The organism is Streptomyces sp. NPDC054813, from assembly GCF_053611365.1.
Window position 1 is genome coordinate 112,784 of the sequence record NZ_JBSHAF010000027.1, and the last position, 21,870, is coordinate 134,653.

The 21,870-nt window shown below is 68.8% G+C and carries 22 protein-coding genes and 3 pseudogenes; 13 read left to right on the forward strand and 12 right to left on the reverse strand.

Annotated features, from left to right (window positions below; all coding sequences use genetic code 11):
• Positions 1-13 precede the first annotated feature (13 nt).
• Positions 14-247: a hypothetical protein gene (locus ACWGJB_RS40115; RefSeq protein WP_453384956.1), complete on the reverse strand. Its 234-nt coding sequence runs from the start codon at positions 245-247 to the stop codon at positions 14-16.
• Between the two features lie 295 nt (positions 248-542).
• On the opposite strand from ACWGJB_RS40115, the gene ACWGJB_RS40120 reads away from it, so the two are divergent.
• Entirely contained in the window at positions 543-1,106 is a 564-nt protein-coding gene (locus ACWGJB_RS40120; RefSeq protein WP_453384957.1) for a DinB family protein, read from the forward strand.
• A 463-nt stretch (positions 1,107-1,569) separates the two neighbouring features.
• A pseudogene (locus ACWGJB_RS40125) lies at positions 1,570-2,384 on the forward strand (IS630 family transposase); the annotation flags it as partial.
• A 412-nt stretch (positions 2,385-2,796) separates the two neighbouring features.
• On the opposite strand, the gene ACWGJB_RS40130 reads toward ACWGJB_RS40125, so the two are convergent.
• The 3 genes from ACWGJB_RS40130 to ACWGJB_RS40140 all read right to left on the reverse strand — a co-directional run bounded on the left by ACWGJB_RS40130 (position 2,797) and on the right by ACWGJB_RS40140 (position 6,232).
• A complete protein-coding gene (locus tag ACWGJB_RS40130; RefSeq protein WP_453384958.1) occupies positions 2,797-3,915 on the reverse strand; it encodes an NADH:flavin oxidoreductase in 1,119 nt (372 codons plus the stop codon).
• A 106-nt stretch (positions 3,916-4,021) separates the two neighbouring features.
• Positions 4,022-5,602 (reverse strand): MDR family MFS transporter, encoded by a 1,581-nt coding sequence (locus ACWGJB_RS40135; protein WP_453384959.1) that lies wholly within the window; start codon positions 5,600-5,602, stop codon positions 4,022-4,024.
• 30 nt (positions 5,603-5,632) lie between these two features.
• Positions 5,633-6,232 carry an NADPH-dependent FMN reductase gene (locus ACWGJB_RS40140; protein ID WP_453384960.1) on the reverse strand — a complete coding sequence of 200 codons (600 nt, stop codon included), beginning with the start codon at positions 6,230-6,232 and terminating at the stop codon, positions 5,633-5,635.
• Positions 6,233-6,351: 119 nt separating this feature from the next.
• On the opposite strand from ACWGJB_RS40140, the gene ACWGJB_RS40145 reads away from it, so the two are divergent.
• Positions 6,352-7,089 (forward strand): TetR/AcrR family transcriptional regulator, encoded by a 738-nt coding sequence (locus ACWGJB_RS40145; RefSeq protein WP_453384961.1) that lies wholly within the window; start codon positions 6,352-6,354, stop codon positions 7,087-7,089.
• 225 nt (positions 7,090-7,314) lie between these two features.
• Positions 7,315-7,931 (forward strand): annotated as a pseudogene (locus ACWGJB_RS40150) (transposase family protein); the annotation flags it as partial.
• A gap of 560 nt (positions 7,932-8,491) precedes the next feature.
• Here ACWGJB_RS40150 and ACWGJB_RS40155 read toward each other — a convergent pair.
• The gene (locus ACWGJB_RS40155; protein WP_453384962.1) at positions 8,492-9,331 is read right to left on the reverse strand and encodes an SDR family oxidoreductase; all 840 of its coding nucleotides are present in this window, start codon (positions 9,329-9,331) and stop codon (positions 8,492-8,494) included.
• A gap of 92 nt (positions 9,332-9,423) precedes the next feature.
• Between ACWGJB_RS40155 and ACWGJB_RS40160 the strand changes: the two genes are divergently transcribed.
• Both ACWGJB_RS40160 and ACWGJB_RS40165 read left to right on the forward strand, forming a co-directional pair.
• Positions 9,424-9,852 (forward strand): winged helix-turn-helix transcriptional regulator, encoded by a 429-nt coding sequence (locus tag ACWGJB_RS40160; RefSeq protein ID WP_453384963.1) that lies wholly within the window; start codon positions 9,424-9,426, stop codon positions 9,850-9,852.
• A 665-nt stretch (positions 9,853-10,517) separates the two neighbouring features.
• Positions 10,518-12,038 carry a hypothetical protein gene (locus ACWGJB_RS40165; RefSeq protein WP_453384964.1) on the forward strand — a complete coding sequence of 507 codons (1,521 nt, stop codon included), beginning with the start codon at positions 10,518-10,520 and terminating at the stop codon, positions 12,036-12,038.
• A 42-nt stretch (positions 12,039-12,080) separates the two neighbouring features.
• Here ACWGJB_RS40165 and ACWGJB_RS40170 read toward each other — a convergent pair whose 3' ends face one another.
• Complete coding sequence (locus ACWGJB_RS40170) at positions 12,081-12,641, reverse strand: MarR family winged helix-turn-helix transcriptional regulator (RefSeq protein ID WP_453384965.1); 561 nt, start codon at positions 12,639-12,641, stop codon at positions 12,081-12,083.
• 87 nt (positions 12,642-12,728) lie between these two features.
• On the opposite strand from ACWGJB_RS40170, the gene ACWGJB_RS40175 reads away from it, so the two are divergent.
• From ACWGJB_RS40175 to ACWGJB_RS40185, 3 genes are read left to right on the forward strand one after another with little or no spacing between them, the layout of a single operon-like run.
• On the forward strand, positions 12,729-12,965 hold the full coding sequence (locus tag ACWGJB_RS40175) for a hypothetical protein (protein WP_453384966.1): 237 nt from the start codon (positions 12,729-12,731) through the stop codon (positions 12,963-12,965).
• Complete coding sequence (locus tag ACWGJB_RS40180) at positions 12,962-13,636, forward strand: zinc-binding dehydrogenase (RefSeq protein WP_453384967.1); 675 nt, start codon at positions 12,962-12,964, stop codon at positions 13,634-13,636. The genes ACWGJB_RS40175 and ACWGJB_RS40180 overlap by 4 nt, the downstream gene beginning before the upstream one ends.
• A 41-nt stretch (positions 13,637-13,677) precedes the next feature.
• Positions 13,678-14,061, forward strand: coding sequence for a limonene-1,2-epoxide hydrolase family protein (locus tag ACWGJB_RS40185; RefSeq protein WP_453384968.1), 384 nt, complete (start codon positions 13,678-13,680; stop codon positions 14,059-14,061).
• 134 nt (positions 14,062-14,195) lie between these two features.
• On the opposite strand, the gene ACWGJB_RS40190 is transcribed toward ACWGJB_RS40185, so the two are convergent.
• Positions 14,196-14,702 carry a transposase family protein gene (locus ACWGJB_RS40190; protein ID WP_453384969.1) on the reverse strand — a complete coding sequence of 169 codons (507 nt, stop codon included), beginning with the start codon at positions 14,700-14,702 and terminating at the stop codon, positions 14,196-14,198.
• On the opposite strand from ACWGJB_RS40190, the gene ACWGJB_RS40195 reads away from it, so the two are divergent.
• Positions 14,695-15,114 carry a hypothetical protein gene (locus ACWGJB_RS40195; protein WP_453384970.1) on the forward strand — a complete coding sequence of 140 codons (420 nt, stop codon included), beginning with the start codon at positions 14,695-14,697 and terminating at the stop codon, positions 15,112-15,114. The two genes, ACWGJB_RS40190 and ACWGJB_RS40195, sit on opposite strands and share 8 nt — an antisense overlap.
• Here ACWGJB_RS40195 and ACWGJB_RS40200 read toward each other — a convergent pair.
• From ACWGJB_RS40200 to ACWGJB_RS40215, 4 genes are all read right to left on the reverse strand, one after another.
• A complete protein-coding gene (locus ACWGJB_RS40200; RefSeq protein ID WP_453384971.1) occupies positions 15,098-15,289 on the reverse strand; it encodes a winged-helix domain-containing protein in 192 nt (63 codons plus the stop codon). The genes ACWGJB_RS40195 and ACWGJB_RS40200 overlap by 17 nt on opposite strands.
• 33 nt (positions 15,290-15,322) lie before the next feature.
• The gene (locus ACWGJB_RS40205; protein ID WP_453384972.1) at positions 15,323-15,604 is read right to left on the reverse strand and encodes a hypothetical protein; all 282 of its coding nucleotides are present in this window, start codon (positions 15,602-15,604) and stop codon (positions 15,323-15,325) included.
• A gap of 199 nt (positions 15,605-15,803) precedes the next feature.
• On the reverse strand, positions 15,804-17,219 hold the full coding sequence (locus ACWGJB_RS40210; protein WP_453384973.1) for a dicarboxylate/amino acid:cation symporter: 1,416 nt from the start codon (positions 17,217-17,219) through the stop codon (positions 15,804-15,806).
• Entirely contained in the window at positions 17,216-18,334 is a 1,119-nt protein-coding gene (locus tag ACWGJB_RS40215) for a PrpF domain-containing protein (protein ID WP_453384974.1), read from the reverse strand. Before ACWGJB_RS40215 ends, ACWGJB_RS40210 begins: the two co-directional genes overlap by 4 nt.
• 146 nt (positions 18,335-18,480) lie before the next feature.
• Between ACWGJB_RS40215 and ACWGJB_RS40220 the strand changes: the two genes are divergently transcribed.
• The 3 genes and pseudogenes from ACWGJB_RS40220 (at position 18,481) to ACWGJB_RS40230 (ending at position 21,132) form a co-directional block, all read left to right on the forward strand.
• Positions 18,481-19,386: a LysR family transcriptional regulator gene (locus tag ACWGJB_RS40220; protein WP_453384997.1), complete on the forward strand. Its 906-nt coding sequence runs from the start codon at positions 18,481-18,483 to the stop codon at positions 19,384-19,386.
• Between the two features lie 561 nt (positions 19,387-19,947).
• A pseudogene (locus ACWGJB_RS40225) lies at positions 19,948-20,271 on the forward strand (transposase); the annotation flags it as partial.
• Positions 20,272-20,427: 156 nt separating this feature from the next.
• Positions 20,428-21,132, forward strand: coding sequence for a TetR/AcrR family transcriptional regulator (locus tag ACWGJB_RS40230; protein ID WP_453384975.1), 705 nt, complete (start codon positions 20,428-20,430; stop codon positions 21,130-21,132).
• A gap of 142 nt (positions 21,133-21,274) precedes the next feature.
• Here the strand turns inward: ACWGJB_RS40230 and ACWGJB_RS40235 are convergent, their stop codons facing one another.
• Positions 21,275-21,679 (reverse strand): SsgA family sporulation/cell division regulator, encoded by a 405-nt coding sequence (locus ACWGJB_RS40235; protein WP_453384976.1) that lies wholly within the window; start codon positions 21,677-21,679, stop codon positions 21,275-21,277.
• Between the last annotated feature and the right edge of the window lie 191 nt (positions 21,680-21,870).

The window sequence follows — 21,870 nt, forward strand, 5'->3', positions numbered from 1 at the left end:
GCCCGTCCGGGAGTCACGGGCCATATGTTCCGTGGGTGACACCGGAGGAGCTGGCTCGGTTGCGCAACTCCACTGCTTGCCGCACCCAGTCGAAGGTGAAAGCCACCTCAGCCTTGGCTACCCGGCGCAGCGGCTTGAGATCGACCACCACCGGCCCCTGCTCCGTGACCAGCGGGAAGTCGGGGACGTGCTTGCGAACCTTCCCATTCACCGTGGCCTTCATCGAGTCTTCGCCATCTTCGAACATGCAGGTCGGAGGCTCTGGCGGGGGGCTCGCTCGGGATAATCATGCTGATCTCGGGCGGGAGTCTGCGGTCTTGATCATCCGTCATGTCATCGGTCGAGGCTGTCACATTTGGGTCATTGAACCCAGCCCAGCCAGCCGGGTTGTTGATGTCAAACAGCCGCTCGCGGCGGCGCGGCCCGAAGGGCACATCAGCCCCCAGCGTCATCTCCCGGTGCGGTAGGCTCTCGCGGCCCACGGCCGGTGACGGCGTCCGCGAGGGTCGCAGCCAGGTCTCCGTTGTATGTAGTGTGCGGAAATGGCAAGAAGCGAGCGAATCGCGGACCAGCTGGACCGGCACTGGCACAAGAACCTGCGGCCGCGGCTGCACGGTCTTGCCGATGAGGAGTACTTCTGGGAGCCGGTGCGTGGCTGCTGGAGCATCCGCCCGCGTGGCACGTCGGCCGCACCGATGTCGGCAGGTTCGGGGGAATGGACGATGGACTCCGCGTCCCCTGACCCGGTGCCGGCGCCGGTGACCACGATTGCCTGGCGGCTGGCGCACATCATCGTCTCCTGCCTGGGCTATCGGGTCGGATGGCACTTCGGCGGCCAGGACGTCGACTCCCAGACATTCGCCTACGCGGGGACCGCTGACGAGGCGCTGAAACAGCTCGATGAGATGTATGGGAGATGGAACGCGGGGGTCCGCGAGCTCTCGGACGCTGACCTGGAGAATCCGCCCACGGTGGGTCCCGAGCGGTTTCCCATGGAGGGCATCGTCCTGCACGTCAACAGGGAGCTGATCCATCACGGCGCCGAGATTTCCCTGCTGCGCGACCTCTACCGCTGGCAGGACGGAGCCGTACCGCGCCGTATATGACTTTCCGGTAACCGGCGATCGAGCTTCGGAGACCTACGTGGACTCCGTGACGCTTCGTGGCTGCGAGCTTCAGTCCGAGCCAGCTCAAGCCTCGACTCATAGATCACGTGGTCACGCGTCGTCGCCGACGAGTACGTGCCCGAATAGTGCTGCTGCCCCTTGCACCAGCGGAACGTCCGCCACGGGACCGTTGTCCGCAACAGGTCGGCCGACGCATCAGTCCATGCCCGCTCATCAGCGACATCACTGTTCCGTCGACGGAAACTGACCGTCACCATCACGCACCCCAGACCCCACAGGCGACCGCTGTGGAGCCAAGGTGCCAGGCACCCGCCCTGGGTGACCCGGACTACCGCCCGAGCCACCCCAGCGAGTGAAGCCCCTGAACTGCAACTGAACTTGATGGGGTGATGTCGGCGCCGTTCGCCTGACAGCGGCCGCTCAGCTTGGGTAGCTCTGGACCGTGAGATACGCGCAGGGCGGTGGGTTGACCGACGCTGGGAGGGCCGCGCGGGAGCGGATCCGGCTGCAGGCCGTGGAACGCTTCGAGCGCGGGGAGAAGAACCGGGAGATAGCTACCGCGCTGCGAGTCAGCGAGCGGTCGATGGAGCGATGGCGCCGACATTGGCGCGAGCGCGGCGAGGCTGGAGTCCTGTCGAAGGGCTCACCCGGGCGGCCGAGGCTCAGTGAGAAGCAGGTCGCCAAGCTGGAGCGGGAGTTGGAGCGCGGCCCCTTGGTCCACGGCTGGGTCGACCAGCGGTGGAGCCTGGCCCCTGTGAAGACGCTGATCGGCCGGCTGTTCCACGTGTCGTACACGGTGGAGGGGACGTGGCGGCTGCTGAAGCGGCACGGCTGGTCGTGGCAGCAACCGGCCCGCCGCGCGATCGCGCGTGACGACGCTGCGGTGGACCTGTGGAAGAAGGAGGTCTGGCCGCGGGTAAGGGCATCGCGGCGGCCTGTGACGGATGGATCGTCTTCGAGGACGAGGCCGGTCAGTCGCTGACGCCGCCGCAAGCCAGGTCCTGGGGCCGTAGGGGCTGCACCCCGGTGGTCCGCGTGCGCGGCCGGGGCTCGGGCCGGGTATGGATGGCAGGCATGACCTGCTACAAGCCTGGCGAGCGGTCCCGGCTCTTCTACTCCGTCCGCGAGTACACCGGACGCAAGGACCAGCCCAAGGGCTTCGGCTGGCGCGACTTCCGCGACCTGCTGATCCGCGCCCGCATCCAGCTCGGCGGCCCGATCGTCCTGGTCTGGGACAACGTCCGCCTCCACCTGACTGACCAGCGAGAGGCTGACCGCGGAGATGGTGCACACGCTGGCGAAGGAGGTGATGGCTCTCAATCTGCAAGTCGCCGAGCTCGACGAGCTCATCGCGGCCCGGTTTCTAGGCGAGCGCGAAGAAGGCCACCAACTGCCCGGCAACGGACGGCGAGACGTCGAGGGAGCGGGAGATGTCGGGCAGGATCCCCGCGATGAGGAAACCGTCGGTGCCGACGGTGAACGTCGCAGACGCAGAACGAGCAGGCGAGGGTCACCTGGATCCTCCGAATTTCCGGACATGCAAGCACGCGGACGGCCGCGGTGGTACTGGACTTACGTACACATCCACGCCGCCCGCGCGGCCGTCGCTCCGGGGGCCGTCCGGAGCGACGGGATCATCGGTCTGCGGTCGGGCAGGCGGCCGTACGGCTCAGTGGAGGCTGCTGACGAGGCCCCGGTGGAACGGGGTGAGTTCGTCGACGCGTCCGGCGAGGACCTTCTGCAGCCACTCGGGGTCCCCGAGCAGGGCCCGGCCGACCGCCACGAGGTCGAACTCGTCGCGCTCCATGCGGTCGAGCAACTCGCCGATGTCCATGACCGTGGCCTGCTCGCCCTGGAACACCTGGAGGAACTCGTTGCTGAGGCCCACCGAGCCGACGCTGATGGCGGGTTTGCCGGAGAGCTTCTTCGCCCAGCCCGCAAGATTGAGGTCGGACCCCTCGAACTCGGGGAGGTGAAACCGCCGGGTGGAGCAGTGGAAGGCGTCGGCGCCCGCGTCGGCCAAGAGGCCGAGCATGGTCTGCAGTTCCTGCGGCGTCTCGGCGATCCGTGCTTGGTAGTGGTTCATCTTCCACTGGGAGAACCGGAAGGAGATCGGGAAGTCGTCGGAGACGCTCTCCCGGCAGGCGACCACGATCTGGGCGGCGAAACGGGTGCGGCCGACGATGTCGCCACCGTAGGCGTCGGTTCGCCGGTTGGTGTGCCCCCACAGGAACTGGTCGATGAGATAGCCGTGGCCGCCGTGGATCTCGACGCCGTCGAAGCCCAGCGCCTCGGCGGACGCCGCGGCCGTGGCGTAGGCGGCGACCACGTTGTCGATGTCCGCCTGGGTCATCTCCTTGCCCGATTTCGTGCCGTCCAGGGCGATGCCCGAGGGACCGATCTGCGGGGCGTCGGGGACCGGCGGATTGCCTGAGGTGCGGTCCATGCCGACGTGCCACAGCTGCGGCATGATCCGGCCGCCCGCCTGATGGACGGCCTCGGCCACGGACGACCAGCCGGCGAGCGCCTCGTCGCCGTAGAAGTGGGGGACGCGGGCGCTGTTGCCCGCCGAGTCGTGGCCGACGTAGGTGCCCTCGGTGATGATCAGACCGACCCCGGCGGCCGCCCGCCGGGCGTAGTACCGCGCCACGTCGTTGCCCGGCACGCCGCCGGGGGAGAACTCGCGCGTCATCGGTGCCATCACGACGCGGTTGGGCAGCGTGAGGCCTCCCAGGGAGAACGGACGGACCAGGATGTCCCTGACACGTTCGACGGAATTCGTGGGCATCGGTGTTCGCCTTCGACAGGGGCCGACCGCACGGCGACGGGGGATCCGGACCGTGCGGCCGGCAGCTTGGGTGGGTGCGGGGACCGGTGGCGGCGCGGGGCCGCGCTCAGTCCCCCGGAGGGGTGCGGGCGGAGTCCTTCCGAGCGTCGGCCCCGACGGTCGGCGTCCCGGCGGCCGCCGGGATCGGGGCCGGCGCCGCACGGACGAACCACGCCGTGCCGAATGCGATCGCGGACAAGACGGCCGCGCCGACCAGGACGCCGTGCAGACCGCTGCTGACGGCATCCCGGACCGCGTCGCGCATGGCGGTCGGCATGTCCTTCAGCAGCGCCGGGGTCAGTCCGCCGCCCGCGGTCAGCCGCTCCTGCTCGGCGGAGCCGAGCCGCTCGGTCAGTACCTCGCTCATGCGGCTGCTCTGCAGGGCGCCGAGCAGGGCGACCCCGAGGGAGCCGCCGATGGTGCGCACCAGGGTGACCGTACCCGTGGCCGCGCCCATGTCCCGCGGGTCCGCGTTGTTCATGGTGGCCAGCAGGGTGCTCTGGATCAGGGCGCCGACTCCCACCCCGATGACCAGGGTGAGCGCGGAGGCCGTGGCGAGCGGGGTGTCCGTGCCGAGCAGGAGGAGCAGCAGCGCCCCGGCGAACGTGACGGCGCCGCCGGTGAGCGGCACGACGCGGTCCAGACCGCCGCCGTCCATCAGCCGCCCGGCAGTCAGCTGCGCCGTCAGCATGCCGAGCATCAGCGGCAGGATGAGCAGGCCGCTGGCCGTGGACGAGGAGCCCTGGACGAACTGCATGTACTGCGGGAGGTAGTTGACGACGGCGAAGAGGACGGCGCCGACCAGGAAGCTGAGGATCTGGGCGAGGGTGAAGTCCCGACGGGCGAAGAGCCGGGGCGGCGTGATCGGTTCGGCGGCGCGCAGTTCCACACACACGAACCAGGCCAGGGCCAGCACGACGACCACGGCGAGTCCGGCGATCTGCCAGGACGTCCAGGCGTAGGTGGTGCCAGCCCAGCCGGCCAGCAGGGTGAGGGCCAGGATGCCGGTGGTGAGCAGGGCCGTGCCGAGCCAGTCGATCCGCCCGGCGACGCGGCCGGCGGCCAGCCGTACGCCCTTGGCGACCGCCAGCAGCGCGACGAGGCCGACGGGCACGTTGACATAGAAGGCCCAGCGCCAACTCATGGAGTCGGTGATGAACCCGCCGAGCAGGGGGCCTCCGACGAACGCGACCGGCATCATGACGCCCACCATCGACTGGATGCGGCCGCGGTCCTGCGCGGGCACCACCACTCCGATGACCGAGAGCGCGCCGACCATCAGACCCCCCGCGCCGAGGCCCTGGAGGCCGCGGAATGCGATGAGCTGCTCCATGCTCTGCGCCATGCCGCAGAGCACCGTCCCGACCAGGAAGAGCGCCACAGAGTTCATGCAGGCGCCCTTGCGGCCGTACAGGTCCCCGAGCTTGCCCCAGACGGGAGTGGACGCGGCCATGGTGAGCAGGTACGCCGTCACCGCCCACGAGAAGTGGTCGAGGCCGCCGAGGTCGCCCACGATCGTGGGGAGCGCTGTACTGACGAGCTGTCCGTCGAGCGTCGCCAGGAACATGCTGAGCATCAGTCCGAAGACGCACAGCCGGGGCAGACCGGGCCGGTCGGGCGCGGGAGTGTCGGTAGGGCGGTCGTTCATCGCTGCCCCCAGGGCACGAGTGGAGGGATGTCAGACGGCATACGGGCGCACGCGCCTGGCCTCGCGCAGGGCCTGCCCCCACCAGGTGAGCTGGTCGAGCATGGCCTTGGCCGCAACGTCGCACCCGGGGTCGGTCGGCCTGCCGTCGGCACCGAAGACCTCGCCGTAGTTGTGGAAGCTGACGGTGTTGCGGATCGTGACCGCGTGCAGCTCCGCCAGCACGACACGGAGCTGTTCGACGGCACGCAGGCCGCCCGCGAGTCCGCCGTAGGAGACGAAGCCGACCGGCTTGGCGTGCCACTGCTCGTTGTGCCAGTCGACGGCGTTCTTCAGCGGCGCGGGGAAGCTGTGGTTGTACTCGGGCGTGACGATCACGAAGGCGTCGGCCCGGGCCAGCCGCGGCGACACCGCGCCCAGCTGGGTCACAACCTCGTCGCTGGGGGCCTGCCCGAACGCCGGGAAGACGGTGGGCAGAGGCGTCTCGACGAGGTCGATCAGGTCGACCTCCATGTCCGCACGCTGGGCAATGTGTCTGACGATCCAGTCCGCGACGACCGGACCGAACCGTCCCTCCCGGGTGCTGCCGATGATCACCGCGGTCCGGAGGGTGTCGTCAGTCACGTCTGCCATGGAGGACTCCTCGATGGTGTGTACGCCGTATCGTTCCCGTACAACGTACACAGCAAGGTGTACGCCGTCTACTCCTGATACGTTGTACGCAGCACCGTTCGTCGGAAGGAACCGAAGCGATGGCCGCCCAGGAGAGACAAGCAGCGAGCGAGGACAAGGACCGCGTCTCCGTGTGGGAACGCCTCGAACGGCCGACGCCCGCCCCCCGCACCACCCTCACCCCCCTGCGGATCGCCAAGGCTGCCGTCGCCGTCGCCGACGCGGAGGGACTCGACGCGGTCACCATGCGTCGCCTGGCCACCGAACTCGGCGTCGCTCCCATGGCCGCGTACCGCTACGTCACCGGCAAGGACGAGCTCCTCGAGCTGATGGTCGACTTCGTATACGCGGAGCTGGAGCTGCCCGACGGCACGGAGGGCTGGCGCGCGACCATGCGGTCCGTCGCCCTGCGGACAAGGGAGGTCCTGCTGCGGCACTCGTGGGTGACGCGGGCGACGTGGTGCGCGCCGACCCCGAACCAGCTGGCCGTGCCCGAGGCCGTCCTGGCCGCGCTCGACGGCCTCGGGCTCGACGCGGACACCGCCATGGCGGTCTACAACACCCTCACCGCCTATGTGCACGGCGCAGTGGACTCGGAGGTCGCGCTGACGCAGATGCTGCGCGTCCGCGGCTGGTCCACTCGCGAGGAGGCCCGCGCGGGACTGGCCTCGCAAATGGCCTGGCTCATGAGCACCGGCCGTTTCCCGATGTACGCGCGCTACATCGGCGAGGCCCGGCGCAAGGACGATCAGCAGTGGCAGTTCGAGGCCGGTCTGGACTCCGTCCTCGACGGCATCGCGGCGCGCCTGTCGATCTGAGGACATCGCCAGGACAGGTCGGTGTAGAAAACCGTAGGCCCGCTACAGAGAAATTACATGTAGCGGGCCTACGCCCTTCCGTTCGCGAATTCGAGAAATAGGTTCGCCTCGCTCGAAGCGGCAGGCGTGATGCGTGCTCATGTCGTGAGACCGAGTTCGCGTTGGGCGCCCAGGGAGGGTCCCGCGGACTTCGGCCGGTTGGAAGACGGCGTGACCCAAATGACCAGATGTCACTGTCCGTGTTCACAGCGCGAGGGCAGTGACACTCTCGCCCGCATCGCGGCCGGCTTCGGGATATCCGTAGGCACCGCACACGCCTGTGTCACCGCGGTGACCGGCCTGCTCGCCGACCGCGTACCGGGCCTCCTCAAGGTGCTGCGTGAGCAGGATCCGGACTTCGTCCTGCTCGACGGGACCCTCGCCGAGTGCGACCGCGTCGGCGACAGCCGCGCTGACTACTCGGCCAAGCACCGCCGTCACGGTGTGAACGTCCAGGTCGTCACCGATCCCGTCGGCGAGGTGCTGTGGATCTCGCCCGCGCTGCCGGGCCGCACCCATGACCTGACCGTGGCCCGCACTCACCGCATCATCCGGATCTGCGAGCGACAAGGCGTCCCGATCCTCGCGGACCGCGCCTACACCGGCGCCGGCCCCTGGGGCACCACCGGCCTCAGACGCCCACCCGGCGGTGACCTCACCCCCACCCAGCGCACCGTCAACCACGCTCTCGTCCAGGCACGGGCGCCCGTCGAACGCGGCCGGCACGACTGAAGTCCTGGCAGATCTTCCGCAGATCCCGCATCAGCCCCAACCGCACGACCGTCATCGCCAAAGCCGTCCTCAACCGGCACCCAACAGGCTCCGCGACGCCGCCGACATCACGAATTCAAGTTCAGAAGTCTCATGGCAGTGGCATTTCTGCCATCCATCTGCCAACTGCCGTGAGATTCTGCCAAGGCTTTTGAGACCCTACAAGATGACTGTCGGATCTCGCGGTTCGTGTCCTATATAGAGGCTGTGACCTGTGGCTGGACCCGGTGTCTCACGCCGTGTCCAAACCAGCCAGTCTCACGCTTGCGTCCGAATTCCCCGGGTCGGCACGAGGGGTAGGCGGAAGGCCGTCCTCAGGACATCGCCCCTCTTCCTGGAAGCCGAGATCTGTGTCTGGGCCAAGGCGGTGGAACGAGAACTCGACCCCGTTTACCTGGACTGAAACAGTCGAAGGGATCCTCGACTCCCTCGCCCGCTTCCGCCAAGGGATCTCTGGCGCCGGACACCAGTAGGACTCCGTCAGGTCACTCCGGCCCTTGAGCTCTGGCTGGTGGCGGGAGGAGGAGCTACGGGTCGCCCCGTGTGGCCGTAGTCGCACGAAGCTGCCCGCGCGCTTCAACTGAGTTGTGCCTCAGCGAAAAGCGGCGATGCTACGGGTGACCCAGTCGTTGAAGGGGCTCGGGGCGCGGCCGAGCACTCGTTCCACGTCCAAACTGATCCGCAGTTCGGCGGGGTTCGGGGCGGAGATGATGTCCAGGGTGTCGTCGGCGAGCTCCGGCGGCACGAACTGGGTCATTGCGGCCTTGGCCTCCTCGCGGGTGAGTTCGTGGAACCGCACCGGCGAGCCGAGCGAGGCGGCGATGGCCTCCGTCTGCTGACGCGGCGTGATCACCTCGGGGCCGGTCAGCTCGAAGACTCCGCCGGTGTGCCGGTTGTCTAGGAGGCAGGCCGCCGCGACTTCGGCGATGTCCGCCGGGTCGACGATCGGAACCCCGACGTCGCCGAAGGGTGCGGCGACCATCCCCTGCGTGCGGACGGACTCCGCCCAGGCCAAGGCGTTGGAGGCGAAGCCGCCAGGTCGCAGGACGGCCCAGTCCAGGCCGGACGCTCTCAACGCGTCCTCCACTGCGCGCATCGCGATCCGCGACGGGCCGAGCGGCCTGGTCGCCACGCCCTGCGAAGACAGCAGGACGATCCGGCCGACCCCGCTGGCCGCGGCCAGGTCGATGATGTCGGTCGGCCGGGCTTCGGGGGTGTGCAGTTCGCCGGACAGCAGGAGGAACAGCGCCTTCGCCCCGTCCAACGCGGGAGTGAGGCCCTGCGGCTCGGCCAAGTCAGCCGGCACGTGCCGGACCCCGTCCGGAACCGCCGCCGCGTGCCGCGACACCGCTGTCACCCGCTCGCCCGCCTCGGCCAAGCTTTGCGTCAAAGGCCGGCCCACATTCCCGGTAGCCCCGGTCACCACGATCATGTTCAGCTCCTAGTCCGTTGTGCACTACGGCAATTGACGCTAGGAGGCGGGCTTACTTTCCGTAAGAACATACCCAGAGGTAAGCTCCGGACATGGGGGAAGGCGCGCAGCTGACGCAGGCCGAGGCGGGCAATCGATATGAGGTGTTTCACACCGACTGCCCTGCGCGCGACGTGGTCGGCCATGTGACCAGCAGGTGGGGTATCTGGGTGCTGATCTCCTTGCGGAGCAATGACCTTCGGTTTTACGAGCTGCGTGACAGCATCCAGGGCATCAGCGAGAAGATGCTCGCTCAGACACTGCGCGCACTGGTCCAGGACGGCCTGGTCTGGCGGGAGGTCGAGCCGACGACGCCGCCCCAAGTCACCTACGGGCTGACCGAGTTCGGCCAGGACATCAGTGAGCCGCTGACGGACTTGTTCGACCGGATCACACAGCGGCTGCCACTGAGCGGAACGTCCGCCGCGGAGCGGCTGAGCGCAACAGGTCAAGCGAAGCAGCTGACCACCCCAGGCCCTTGACAACTTCACCATCTCTACGACGAACACTGATCGTGACGGCAGAAGGTCCATGCGTACCCACCCAGCAGGGGCCAGTGGCAGGTGTCCCGTCTCATTAGATCTTGCAGAGACAGGGAGGCTGACCTGCGGGGTGACGGTCCGGAGTGCGGCTCAAAGCAAGCAAGGTGGGGCGTCCCGGAAGGGCTGAGGCCGGCGCCGAACGCTCGTCTCATCGATCATTGCGAGAGCGGTGCCTTCTGAGCTGGCCTTCGTCAGGATGGTGAGACGCTCTGGTCCGGGGCTCGCAGTGAAGGTGACAGTGTGTCGGCCAGTCCCGACGGGAGCTGGTAGTTGGGCCGGCTGATGGGTGCGTGCGAACTCAGCCGCGAGCAGAAACGTGCGGGGAGCGACGGGGAACACCGGCAAGCCACCCAGGAACACGCAGGTCAAAACGCGGCCTCTGGCCTGTGGGGATCCCGCGCTGGTCTGTGCAGATTCCCGGTGAACTTCTGGCCGTCGGCTGTCGCTGGTTCGGGTGCTCTGGAGAGGTTCCCGGAGCGCAACCCGTCCGTCAGCTGACGGACGCTCGGGCGCAACCTTCCGGTGTTCTGGCGTGTCCACGTAGTGTGCTGAAGATACGCAGAACATGGCGGACAGCGGCGGCTGCCGCTTTCGCGACCGCCGCTATGGCGGTCGCGACCCCGGCCGCGCACGCCGCCGGAACGACGCTCGTCCTGGACGCCCAGGAGAACTACTACCTCCCCACCGAGGGCGAGGGCCCGAACCTGGACCTCGGCATCACCGCCTCGGGCGGGGACGCCCATGACGTCTCGGTCGCGGTCGACGCGTCGTCCCTCGCCGGGAAGGCGACGATGGTGGTCACGGGGGACTGCGTGAGCACCGGCACCCTGAAGGTGAGGTGCGACGTGGGCCCGCTGTCGGGCAGGGAGTCGATCGACCCGTTCTTCCTGAAGCCCACCGCGGCCGCCAAGGCGGGCGACACCGGTGCCATCACCTACACCGCCACCGCCTCCGACGCGGCCACCGTGACGGGGAAGACGGACGTCCTGGTCGGCGGGCCGAGGCTCGTCCGCCGGCCCTACCCGGCGCTGAAGGGCATCGCGCCCGGCGCCGTCTTCGAGCGCACCCCGGCCTTCGCCAACACCGGCACAGCCCCCGCCGGCAAGGGCGTCATGTTGCTGGTGCAGGACTCAGAAGGCGTCTCTCTCGCCCGTGACCACTCCAACTGCCACTACTCGGACCGGCCCGACGTCGGCGCCTGGTGCCGGTTCGACACCCCGGTCGCGGCCGGCGCGGCCTACGAGACGGACGCGCCGCTGCGCTACACCGCCTCCAAGGACACGATGTACGGCTACAACACCTACGTCGTGTGGCCGGTCGGCGGCACCGCGCCCGCCTCCTTCGACCCGTCCGACTTCCCCGAGACCGGCACCGGCGCGCCGCTCGGCCTGAAGTCCGCCGCCTCCGGCTCCGGATTCACCGGCTCCGGGTACGGCACCTTCGCCACCACCCAGCACGCCGACTACCAGGCGCTCGGTGACACGGTCGAGGGCAAGGTCGGCGAGACGGTGAGCGTCACCGTGGGCGTGCGGAACAACGGGCCGGGCCGGATGGACTTCCAGTGGATGGACGCCGACAACTCCGGCACGTTCGTGGTGACCCCGCCCGCCGGTACCACCATCACCGGCGCCCCCGGTCCCGGCGAGCAGGGCGACCCCGGGCCGCTGTGGAACTGCACACCGGGTAAGGCCGGCGCGAAGAGCTACACCTGCGACATCGGCAGCACGGACTTCCGGCCGGGCGACTCCGTGACCCAGGAGTTCACGGTGCGGATCGACCGGGTCGTCCCCGGCGCGCGGGGCAGCGTGCGGGCGGTGGAGAACCCCGAGTACCCCAATCGTGACGACGACGCGGCGAACGACACCGCGGCGATCGCGGTGAAGGCCACCGGCTCGGCGACGTCCAGCCCGTCGCCCAGCGCCTCCGCGTCCCCGTCGGCCACGGCCAGCGCGAGCCCGTCCGGCTCCGGGGCGGGAACCGGGAGCGGGACGACGACTGGCGGCGGGCTCGCCGCCACGGGCGCGGACGGAGTCCTGCTGCGGGCGGGCACCGCCGCCCTGCTGGTGGCGGGCGGCGCGCTGGTGTTCCTGGCGGCGCGGAGGTCGCGGCCGCAGGGCGGCCGCTGACGCCGCCGCCCCGGCGTGGCAGGGCGTCAGGGGCCGATGAGCTTAAGTCAAGCCCGCCGCCCGCCGCCGGTCACTCGCCCCGGGCGGGTGCCAGTCCACCGGCGGCGGCAGTGTGCCCTGCGCGATTATGTTCGCGTAGACGCTCTCCAGCGCCTGGCTGAGCGGCCCGACAAGCTCGTGCGGCAAGCCGTCGAAGAACAGGCGACGCACGAGTTCCACGTGTCCCAGAGCCGCGGCCTCGAGCACCTTCCGGCCGTGTTGGGTCAGACTCACCTCGGTCACGCGCCGGTCGTTCGCAGACAGGCTGCAGCTCACCAGTTCCCGCTTGGTCATCCGCCGTACGTGGTGTGAGACCCGGCTGCGCTCCCAGCCGATCTGCGCGGCCAGCACCGTGATCGGCATCGGGCCGCCGTCGGCGACGCTCAGGGCCGTCAGGACGTCGTAGTCCGGCAGGGACAGGTCGCTGTCGGACTGCAGCTGGCGATTCATCTCGTAGGTCAGCCGCAGCTGAACCTGGATGTACGCCAGCCAGGCCCGTTGCTGTTCGCCGTCGAGCCACCCGCCCTCGGGCACCGGCGCGCCGCCGTTGGCATTGCGTGACATATCACCTATGCTTTCTGTCTAGCACCACCGTCGAGGCGTGCCGCTCCCACATCATCTCGCGCGGATCGCCAGGAGCAGGAGGTATCCATGCCGTACGCAGCAGTGCTCACCGGATACGGATCGCCCGAGACGCTCGTGTGGTCGGAAGTCGCCCTGCCCGCACCCGGACCCGGTCAGATCAGGATGCGCGTACACGCGGCGGGAGTCGGCCCGACCGACCTGAAGATCCGGCGCGGTGACTTCGAGAGGTCTTCCCACTGCCCGACCCCGCCGTTCTCGGCTTCGAGGCCGCCGGCACCGTCGACGCCCTCGGCCCGGGCGTGACTGGCGTGTCGCTGGGTGACGAGGTCGCCGCCCAGCTGCCCACGCTCGGCGGGTACGGCGAATACGCCCTCGCCTCGGCCTGGACCGTCAAGCCGGCGACCGTCAGCTGGGCCAACGCCGCAGCGCTGCCCGCCTCGGCCGAAGCCGCCGTCGGCGTCCTGCGTCAACTCGGCGTCACTTCCGGCGAGACCCTGCTCGTCCTCGGCGGCGGAGGCTCGGTCGGTGTGATCGCCACCCAGCTGGCCGTATCCCAGGGCCTCACAGTCTTCAGCGCCACCGGGCCGAGCGACGAGCAGTTCGCCAAGGATCTCGGCGCGATCCCGGTCCGCTACGGATCGGCGCTCCTTGCGCAGATGCGCGCGTACGTCGGCAAGGTGGACGCCGTCTTCGATGCCGGAGGCAAGGGCAGTCTGCGCGACGCTGTCGAACTGGCGGGCGGCCCCGCGCGCGTGATCACCCTCGCGGACGAGCACGCGGCCGACTTCGGCGTCGCCCTCTCCGCCCCCACCCCGGACCGCGCCCCCGACGCGGTCGAACAGACCATGCCACTACTCGTTTCCGGGCAACTCCGCCTGCGTGCCCAGCGGCTGCTGCCGATGCGGGACGCCGCGCAGGCGCACGCCCTCCTCGAAGTGGGCACAGCGCACGAAAAGCTCATCCTCACCGCTTAGCGGCCTATCGCAGTGCACTGATCAACCGCGGGAGGAGCCAGATGGAGAGCCCAATCGAGGTAGTGCGCAGGTTTTGCGCGGCGTGGTCGGACAACACTGGGGCCGCCGAACTGGCAGCATTTTTCACCGACGACGCCGTCTACCACAACATCCCGCTGGCGCCGATCACCGGCCGGGAGGCCATCGCCAACACCATCACCTCGTTCATCCGCCCTGGCCCGCCAGGCATTGAGCACATCGAGTTCCGCGTCATCAACATCGCAGCCAACGGACCGATCGTGATGACCGAGCGGGTGGACGTCTTCAAGCTCCCTGACAAATCGTTCGAACTGCCGGTCATGGGGACCTTCGAGGTCACTGACGGCAAGATCAACGCCTGGCGCGACTATTTCGACATGAACCAGTTCACCAGCCGGATGGGATAAGGCTGGACCTCCTCGGCGCTCGAGCTCACATTGAACATCCACCATCTTGAATTCGCTGGTCACGGGGCTGGTGTGTGTGGTGGGTTGTGTACTCGCGCTGGTCGGGGGCGATTGTCTGGCGTCAAGATCGTCTGTCAGCGCGCGATCTCGACGTTGGTCAGTACGAGCAGGGCGCGAAGGAGCGTGGTGGCGTGACGGACGTGCAGGCGGAGCTTGGTGAGGATGCGCCAGTTCTTCAGGTGCGCGAAGGCGTGCTCGCAGACCGCGCGGGCAGACGCGATCAGCTTATTGACCTGCTTCTTCGCAGGGATGAGTGGCTTGGTGCGGACGGCTTTGTAGCCGGTGATGACCACGGGGTTGTCCGGGTCGTCGTCCAGGCCGACGAAGCCGAGGTCACCGATGGCACCCAGCTCGACGGCCCGCAGGCGCTCGACGAGCTTGTTGTAACGGGCGGTGGTGATCTCCGAGGAGCGTCCCGGGCGGGCCGCGGACAGCCACAGCAGCCGGCCCTTGTGATCGGTGAGGGCGAGGAAGAGCAGGCCGTGGGCTTTGTGTTTCCCGCCGTAGTTGCGGCGGTTGTCCGCTCCTGTGCGCCGCCGGGTGCGGATCAGAGTGCCGTCGATCAGGAACGACGTGGCCACCCGTTCGGATGACTTTCTTCAGCGCGCGCTCCAGGCGCTGGGCCCGAGCGGCAAGCAGTTCGATCACTTCCAGGACCCAACGACGTACCGTCGTGGCGGAGATGTGGTTGCCGCCCGCCATGTCGGCAAGCCGCTGGTCATGGCGGAGAACTGCGAGGACGATCGTGGCGATCTTCCCGGCAGGCAGCTTGTGCCACCGGGAGCGGATCTTCTTCAGATGGCCGCGGAGCAGGTCGCCGAGGAAGGTCAGGGTGGCCGTGGACAGCTGCAGACTGGACTGGTAGACAACCGTCTCAGTGTCCCCGGCGGGGCTGGTTTTCTTTGGCATGATCTATCAACTGCCGCCGGGGGCATCGGCGTTACAGCCCGGGCTGTATGCCGTTGCTGGACCACACTCACAGCGTGGTGGTGAACTTCCCGTCGGCCAGCTTGCGCAGCCAGCCCCGCTCGGCCAGCCGGTTCAGCTTCGAGCGCATCGCCTCCGAGCGGGCCGGCTCTTCGGACATCCCCAGCTCACCGCAGACCTGCTTGACCATGACTGGCGTATCCGCCCGTCGCACCACGTCCATGATCCGCTGGTAGTCCACAGGCAGTACCGTCTCGTCTGTGTTGCGCTCGCGCTACGGCACCAGCAGCACCGCGCGGCCCGCGGCCTGGCTGGCACCCCCAGGCGTCGTCCTCGTTTCGGCGTGCAGCTGCTCGGCCAGCCGACGCGCGACCCGCTCGGCGACGGTGAGTTCCTCGAGCTCGTCGCGCACCTCTTGAAGCTGCTGGCTCAACTTCTCTGCCTGCAGTTCCAGTTCGGCCCTGCGGGCCGTGATCAGCCCATGAAGGTCCGGTTCCGTATCCCTGGCCACCTGACGCACCTCCCGCCGGATCGTACGGACAGGTACCTCGCTCACGCCGGGAAATCCGCGGATCCCTGGTCACCGAAACGGCAGACTCCGCGGGAGTTCTGCGCGGCGTTCGCCGGACTTGAAGACTGGGCGTACCGGAGGGCCAGACGTTCCTGACCAGCCCGGACGGCGAGTACGACGTCCTGTTGAGACGTGGGCGGGCCGGCCCGGAGCATCTGCTCTGGGCCGGCCCGCCCACGCAATATCAGCTTGCGGCGGGGACCGGGTCGCGGGTTGGTTCGGGCATCGCCTCGGGTGCGGGCGTCTGCTTCGGATCGGGCTCGACTGTCACCGCAGAGGGAGCGGAGGCAGGGGTGTAGGGAATGTCGCCGCGCAGGACGGCTCTGGCGCGGTCCTCGTCGAGTTCGCCCTCCCAGCGGGCGACGGCCAGGGTGGCGACGCCGTTGCCGACCAGGCTGGTCAGGGCGCGGGCTTCGGACATGAACCGGTCGACGCCGAAGATCAGCGCGAGGGCGGCGACGGGGACGTGCGGGACGGCGCTGAGGGTGGCGGCCAGGGCGATGAAGCCGGAGCCGGTGACGCCTGCGGCGCCCTTGGAGGTGAGCAGCATGACGGCGAGCATGGCCAGCTGCTGGGTGAGGCTGAGGTGGATACCGAGGGCCTGGGCGAGGAAGACCGAGCCCATGGTCAGGTAGATGGCGGTGCCGTCGAGGTTGAAGGAGTACCCGGCGGGCAGCGTGATGCCGACGACCGGTTTCGAGGCCCCCGCGTGCTGGAGCTTGGCCATCATGCGCGGCAGGACGGGCTCGGTGGAGGAGGTGCCCAGGACGATCAGCAGTTCTTCCTTGATGTAGCGCAGGAAGGGCAGCAGCCGCAGTCCGTTCAGGCGCATCACGGTCCCGAGGACGACCAGGACGAAAAGGAGGGCGGTGAGCCAGAACGAGCCGACCAGGAGGGCCAGGTGGCGCAGGGTGCCCAGGCCGTAGTGGCCGATGGTGAAGGCCATCGAGCCGAACGCGCCGATGGGGGCCAGCCGCATGATCCAGCGGATGAGCGTGAACAGGACCGTGGAGAACTTCTCAACGCCCCGGGCGATGCTCAGGCCGGCCTCTCCGCTGGCGTGCAGGCCGAAGCCGAACAGCACCGACACCAGCAGCACCGGCAGGATCTCGTTGCCGGTCAGGGCGCTGACCAGGGTGGCCGGGATGATGGCAAGGAGGAACGCGGCGAAGCCCTCGTGGGCCGTGGTCGCCTCCGGCGGCAGGCCCTTGGCGGACAGGGTCGAGAGGTCGATGTGCAGACCGCTGCCCGGCTGGACGAGGTTGACGACGACCAGGCCGATCACCATGGCCACGGTGGTCAGCACCTCGAAGTAGACCAGAGCCTTCAGGCTCACGCGGCCGACCGCGCGGGCGTTGCCCATGGAGGCGATGCCGTGGACGACCGTGCAGAAGATGATCGGCGCGATGAACATCTTCACCAGCGCGATGAAGCCGTCGCCGAGCGGCTTGAGGTCGGAGCCGACGGACGGCCACAGCCCGCCCACGGCGGCGCCGAGGAGGACGGCGATCAGGCACTGGACGTACAGGTGGGACAGCATCCGGCGGATGCGGCCTGGTGGTGCGGTGACGGTACCCGGGGCGGCGTCGTTGCGGCTCATGCGGGGCGTCCTTCCAGGACGGGAACGAGGAGTTCGGCTCGGGCGATACGCCGGGCGGCGCGGTGCAGCAGCACCGTGGGGGACGCGCTGTCCGGTGCGGGGACGGCTTGGGTGGTGACCACGCCGGCGGGGGTGCCCAGGCGCAGCGTGCCGTCGGCGGTCTGCCGGGCGACGCGGTGGGCGAGGGTGCCAGGGGTGGCGGCTGCCGTGGCCAGGGCCACGGCGGAGGTCAGGCCGATCGCCGGGTGCGGCGCGTGCATGGAGACCATGCGCACGGCCAGGTCGTACTCGTCCTGGTTGACGAGGGTGCCCTGTGTGGTGCGATAGGGGGCGGGGCGGGCGACGATGCCCACTTTCGGCACCGCGTGGCTGGCCGGATCGCCCTCGTGGGCCAGGCCCATGGCCAGCGCTGCCTGGCGGCGCAGCAGTGTCAGCGAGGGCACTGCGGTGGCGAACGCGGTGAGGGATTCCGTGCCGTCGAGGCCGAACGCCTTGGCCTCGAACAAAGCGGCCGGCGCGCCGGCGTCGACCAGGGATGCCTCGACGGGGCCGTCCGGGCCGGTCAGCTCGTCCAGTGCCCGGCCGGTCGGCAGAGCGCGGCCGGTCGTCGAGCCCGCCGGGTCCTGAAACCCGAGCAGGACCGGCACGCCCGGCGCCGAGGTACCCGGCACCACGGCCGTGCCCTCCTCCGGGGCCACGCCCGAGGGGGTGGGGATCGTGCCGGTGAGGCGGGCCCCGGTGTTGATGTTGAGCATGCGGACGGTGGTGGTGTCCGACGCGATCGGCACGAGATCGTGGTGGACGGCGTACAGGGCCACGGCGGTGGCGCAGTTGCCGCAGTTGCTGGCCCACTCCACGCGCTCGTCGCCGATTCCGACCTGGGCGAAGGCGTACTCGACATCCACACCGGGTTGGGTCGACGCCTGTACGACGGCGGCCTTGGAGGTGGTGGAGGAGGCGCCGCCCACGCCGTCGATCTGACGGGGGTCGGCGGCGTTGAAGGCGGCGAGCAGGAGGGCATCGACGTCCACGCCCGTGGCGGCCACGTCGCGGTGGTCGAAGATCCAGCACTTGCTGGTTCCTCCGCGGATCATCTCGCCCTGCAGACGCAGCACAACTGACTCCTCACAGCCATGGAAGGGGAAGTCCACCGGCGGTCTCGCCGTGCGTGGTGTCCTCCACGGTGGGTTACGGCAGCGTGAAGTACAATCTCGGAAATCTGCATGGCTATTAAGGTGAAGTGAACGCTGGAGGTGGCGGCATGCTCGACGTCCGGCGGATCCTGCTGTTCACGGAGGTCGCCCGGCGCGGCTCGGTGACCGCGACAGCCCGCGCCCTCAACTACACCCCGTCAGCGGTATCGCAGCAGATCAGCCGCCTGGAAACAGAGGCAGGCCAGCCCCTGCTGGAACGCCACGCCCGGGGTGTCACCCTCACTGACGCCGGACGGGCGCTGGCCGAACGAGGGCAACGGATCGAACGCGAACTGCAGGCCGCGGAAAACGAACTCGCCGACTACGCCGGCCTGCGCGCAGGCACGCTGCGCATCGGCACCTTCCCCACCGTCGGCGCCTCGCTCCTCCCGCAGGCCGTGATCGCCTTCCGCGACGCCCACCCCGACGTACGGCTGACCGTCCGCAGCGCCCGCATCGCCGGACTCTGGACGATGCTGGAGAACCGGGAGATCGAAATGTCGCTGATGTGGGACTACGACTGGAGCCGAATCGACCGGGAGGACATCGTCGTCACCCCACTCCTCGATGACCCGCCGGCCCTTCTCATCAGCGGCCACCATCCACTCGCCGGCCGTAACGCCGCCTCACTCGCCGACTTCGCAGACGACCCCTGGATCACCCGCGCCGACCATCACCCGGTGGCCGAAGCCCTCGTCCGCGGCTGCCGCGCCGTCGGCTTCGAGCCCCACATCGCCTACGAGGCCCACGACTACCAGGAAGCCCAGGCCATGGTCGCCGCCGGCATCGGCGTCGCCCTCGCCCCCACCCTGGCCCTGGAGGGCATCCGACCCGGCATCAACGCCCTGCCCCTCCAGCCGCCGGCCCCCATCCGCCGCATCCTCCTCGTTCGCATGGCCGACCACTCGCTCACCCCCGCCGCCCTCACCTTCGCCGGACTCCTTCGCGATACCGCCGCAGCCCGAACAACCTGACAGTGACACCGAAGCCCACCGGTCATGGAACCGCCGCGAATCCAGGCCCCGCACTTCGGTGTTGGACGTGGGCAACGGGCGGCGCCAAGCAACCCTGGCCATACGTTGGGTTCGTGATCCGGAAGGAGGACAGGCTCCGAGGTGAGCGTGGCGTGCGTCGGCTCCGGAAGTGACAGGCCGAGGGCATGATCGATGTCTTCCACTGCGGGGTGGGGGCGGTGCGCCCGGTCAGCGGCTCCGGGGCAGCGCCTTGTCCGGGTGCGCGGCGTGCACGGTACTTGACGGCGGTCTTGGGATGGCCCACCTGAAGAACTGGCGCATCCTCACCAAGCTCCGCCTGCACGTCCGTCACGCCACCACGCTCCTTCGCGCCCTGCTCGTACTGACCAACATCGAGATCGCGCGCTGACAGACGATCTTGACGCCAGACAATCGCCCCCGACCAGCGCGAGTACACAACCCACCACACACACCAGCCCCGTGACCAGCGAATTCAAGATGGCAGATCCTCATTGAGGTTTTTCATCCTGATTTCGCAGGTGGGATGGGGCGGCCTGGGTTCGGTTCGGCCCCGGCCGACCACGCTGCAGGCCCGACCAGGTCATCGCGGACAAGGCCTACAGCTCCCGCGGCTTCCGCGCCTACCTGCGCCGACGCGGCATCGCACACACCATCCCGGAGAAAGCCGACCAGCGACAACACCGGCACAACCTCGGCCGTCGGGGCGGACGGCCACGGGCATTCGACCAACAGGTCTACCGACAACGCAACATGGTGGAACGCTGCTTCAACCGCCTCAAGGGCTTCCGCGGAATCGCCACCCGGTACGACAAGCCCGCCACCTCCTGCGAAGCAGCGGTCAGCCTCGCGTCATTCCTGCTCTAGGCAAGATCCGTTTGAAGACGGTCCCTAGCTAGTGGCCCGTGCCGGAGTCTCGTCGTCTTCGGTGCGCCTGCGTGCGTGCTTCTGGACCACGTTCCGTCCGGACCGTGAGTAAGATCACAACCTAATTCGAGGGGCCCCTCATGTTAGCCTGGACGCATGAGTCACCAGCACGTCCTGCCCGCGCCTCAGGCGCCGGCCAAGGCGCTGCGCCGTGATGCGCAGCGCAACAGGGATGCGATCGTGGCCGCTGCCCGCAAGGCCTTCGCCGAGCAGGGGCTGGACGCTTCCCTGGAGGGTGTTGCCCGCGAGGCGGGCGTCGCGATCGGCACGGTCTACCGTCACTTCCCCAGCCGGCTCGACCTGGTCGAAGAGCTTTTCACTGCGAAGTTCACGGATCTGCTGGCCGCGGCTGAAGAGGCTGTGGCCATGGACGACGCGTGGGAAGGGTTCTGCCACTACCTGGAAAAGTTCTGTGAACTGCAGGCCTGTGACCGCGCCTTCAATGACCTGGTCTCGGCTCGCCTGCCGGTCCATGCGCTCGGCAGGGGAATGTTCGAGCGTTCGAAGGAACGGCTTGCTCAGATCTTCCGCAACGCCCAGGAGCAGGGCGTCCTGCGTGACGATGTCACTCCGGAGGACATCGCTTTCGTGATCTGGTCCCAGATGGGGATCATCCAGGCCACCCGTGCTGTCGCCCCCAACGCCTGGCGCCGCCACCTGCACCTGCTGCTCGACGGGTTCCGTGCCCAGTGTGCCCATGAGCTGCCGGAGCCTCCGCTGACCGCCCGGCAGGTCGACCAGACCCTCAGCACTCTCGAGTGTCCCGAAGAGGAGTGCCGCGAGTGCCGCGAGGAGGCATGAGCCGCGGCTGACCGACGTCGGGCAACGGGACATACAACGTTGGGTGACGCGGCATAGAGCGGGGCATGCGGCGGGCCCGGTGCCGCGGTCGGCATCCGGGCCCTCAGTTCTGCGAGGGGCGTCACTGTTCAGGGGGTGGCGTTCAGTTTTCCGCCATCAGCTGTGCCAGCTTGGCGTCCAGGTCGAGTCGGCTGGATTCGGTCCCCGGCGGTACCACGGACCACGTTTCGCGCAGGAAGGATTCCACGCCCTGTGCGGGGAACTCGAGCAGGGCCGATCCCGCAGGAGAACGAAGAACCATGCTCACCACATCGCGTCCCGAGCGGCCGGTCGGCCACATGTGCACGTCTCCGTGCCCGGTGTGCTCGCTCAGAGCCTGAGCCAGCATGTCGCGACTGAGGAGCCACTCGACCGTTCCGCTCTGGTCCGGGGTGTGGAAGACGGCACGCACCGCATAGGGATCATCCGCGTCGTACTGCAGTGCTGCACGTATCGACACCGACAGGTCGTGCGACAAGACGAGCTGCACGGTCAGCTTGTGTGCCACGGTTCTGACCGATCTCACTGTTCCTCACTTCCTCGTTCCCGCTCGCCCGGCACTGCGATCGCTCCCCGCGTGCTTCGAGGCGCGGGAGTGGCGGTACCGCCGGCGCAACCAGTAGCGCCGGTGGACGGGGGCAGCCCACCCGGTTCCCGCGTGTTGTCCCTGTTCGGCCGGGGGGCGATTTCACCGGCTCG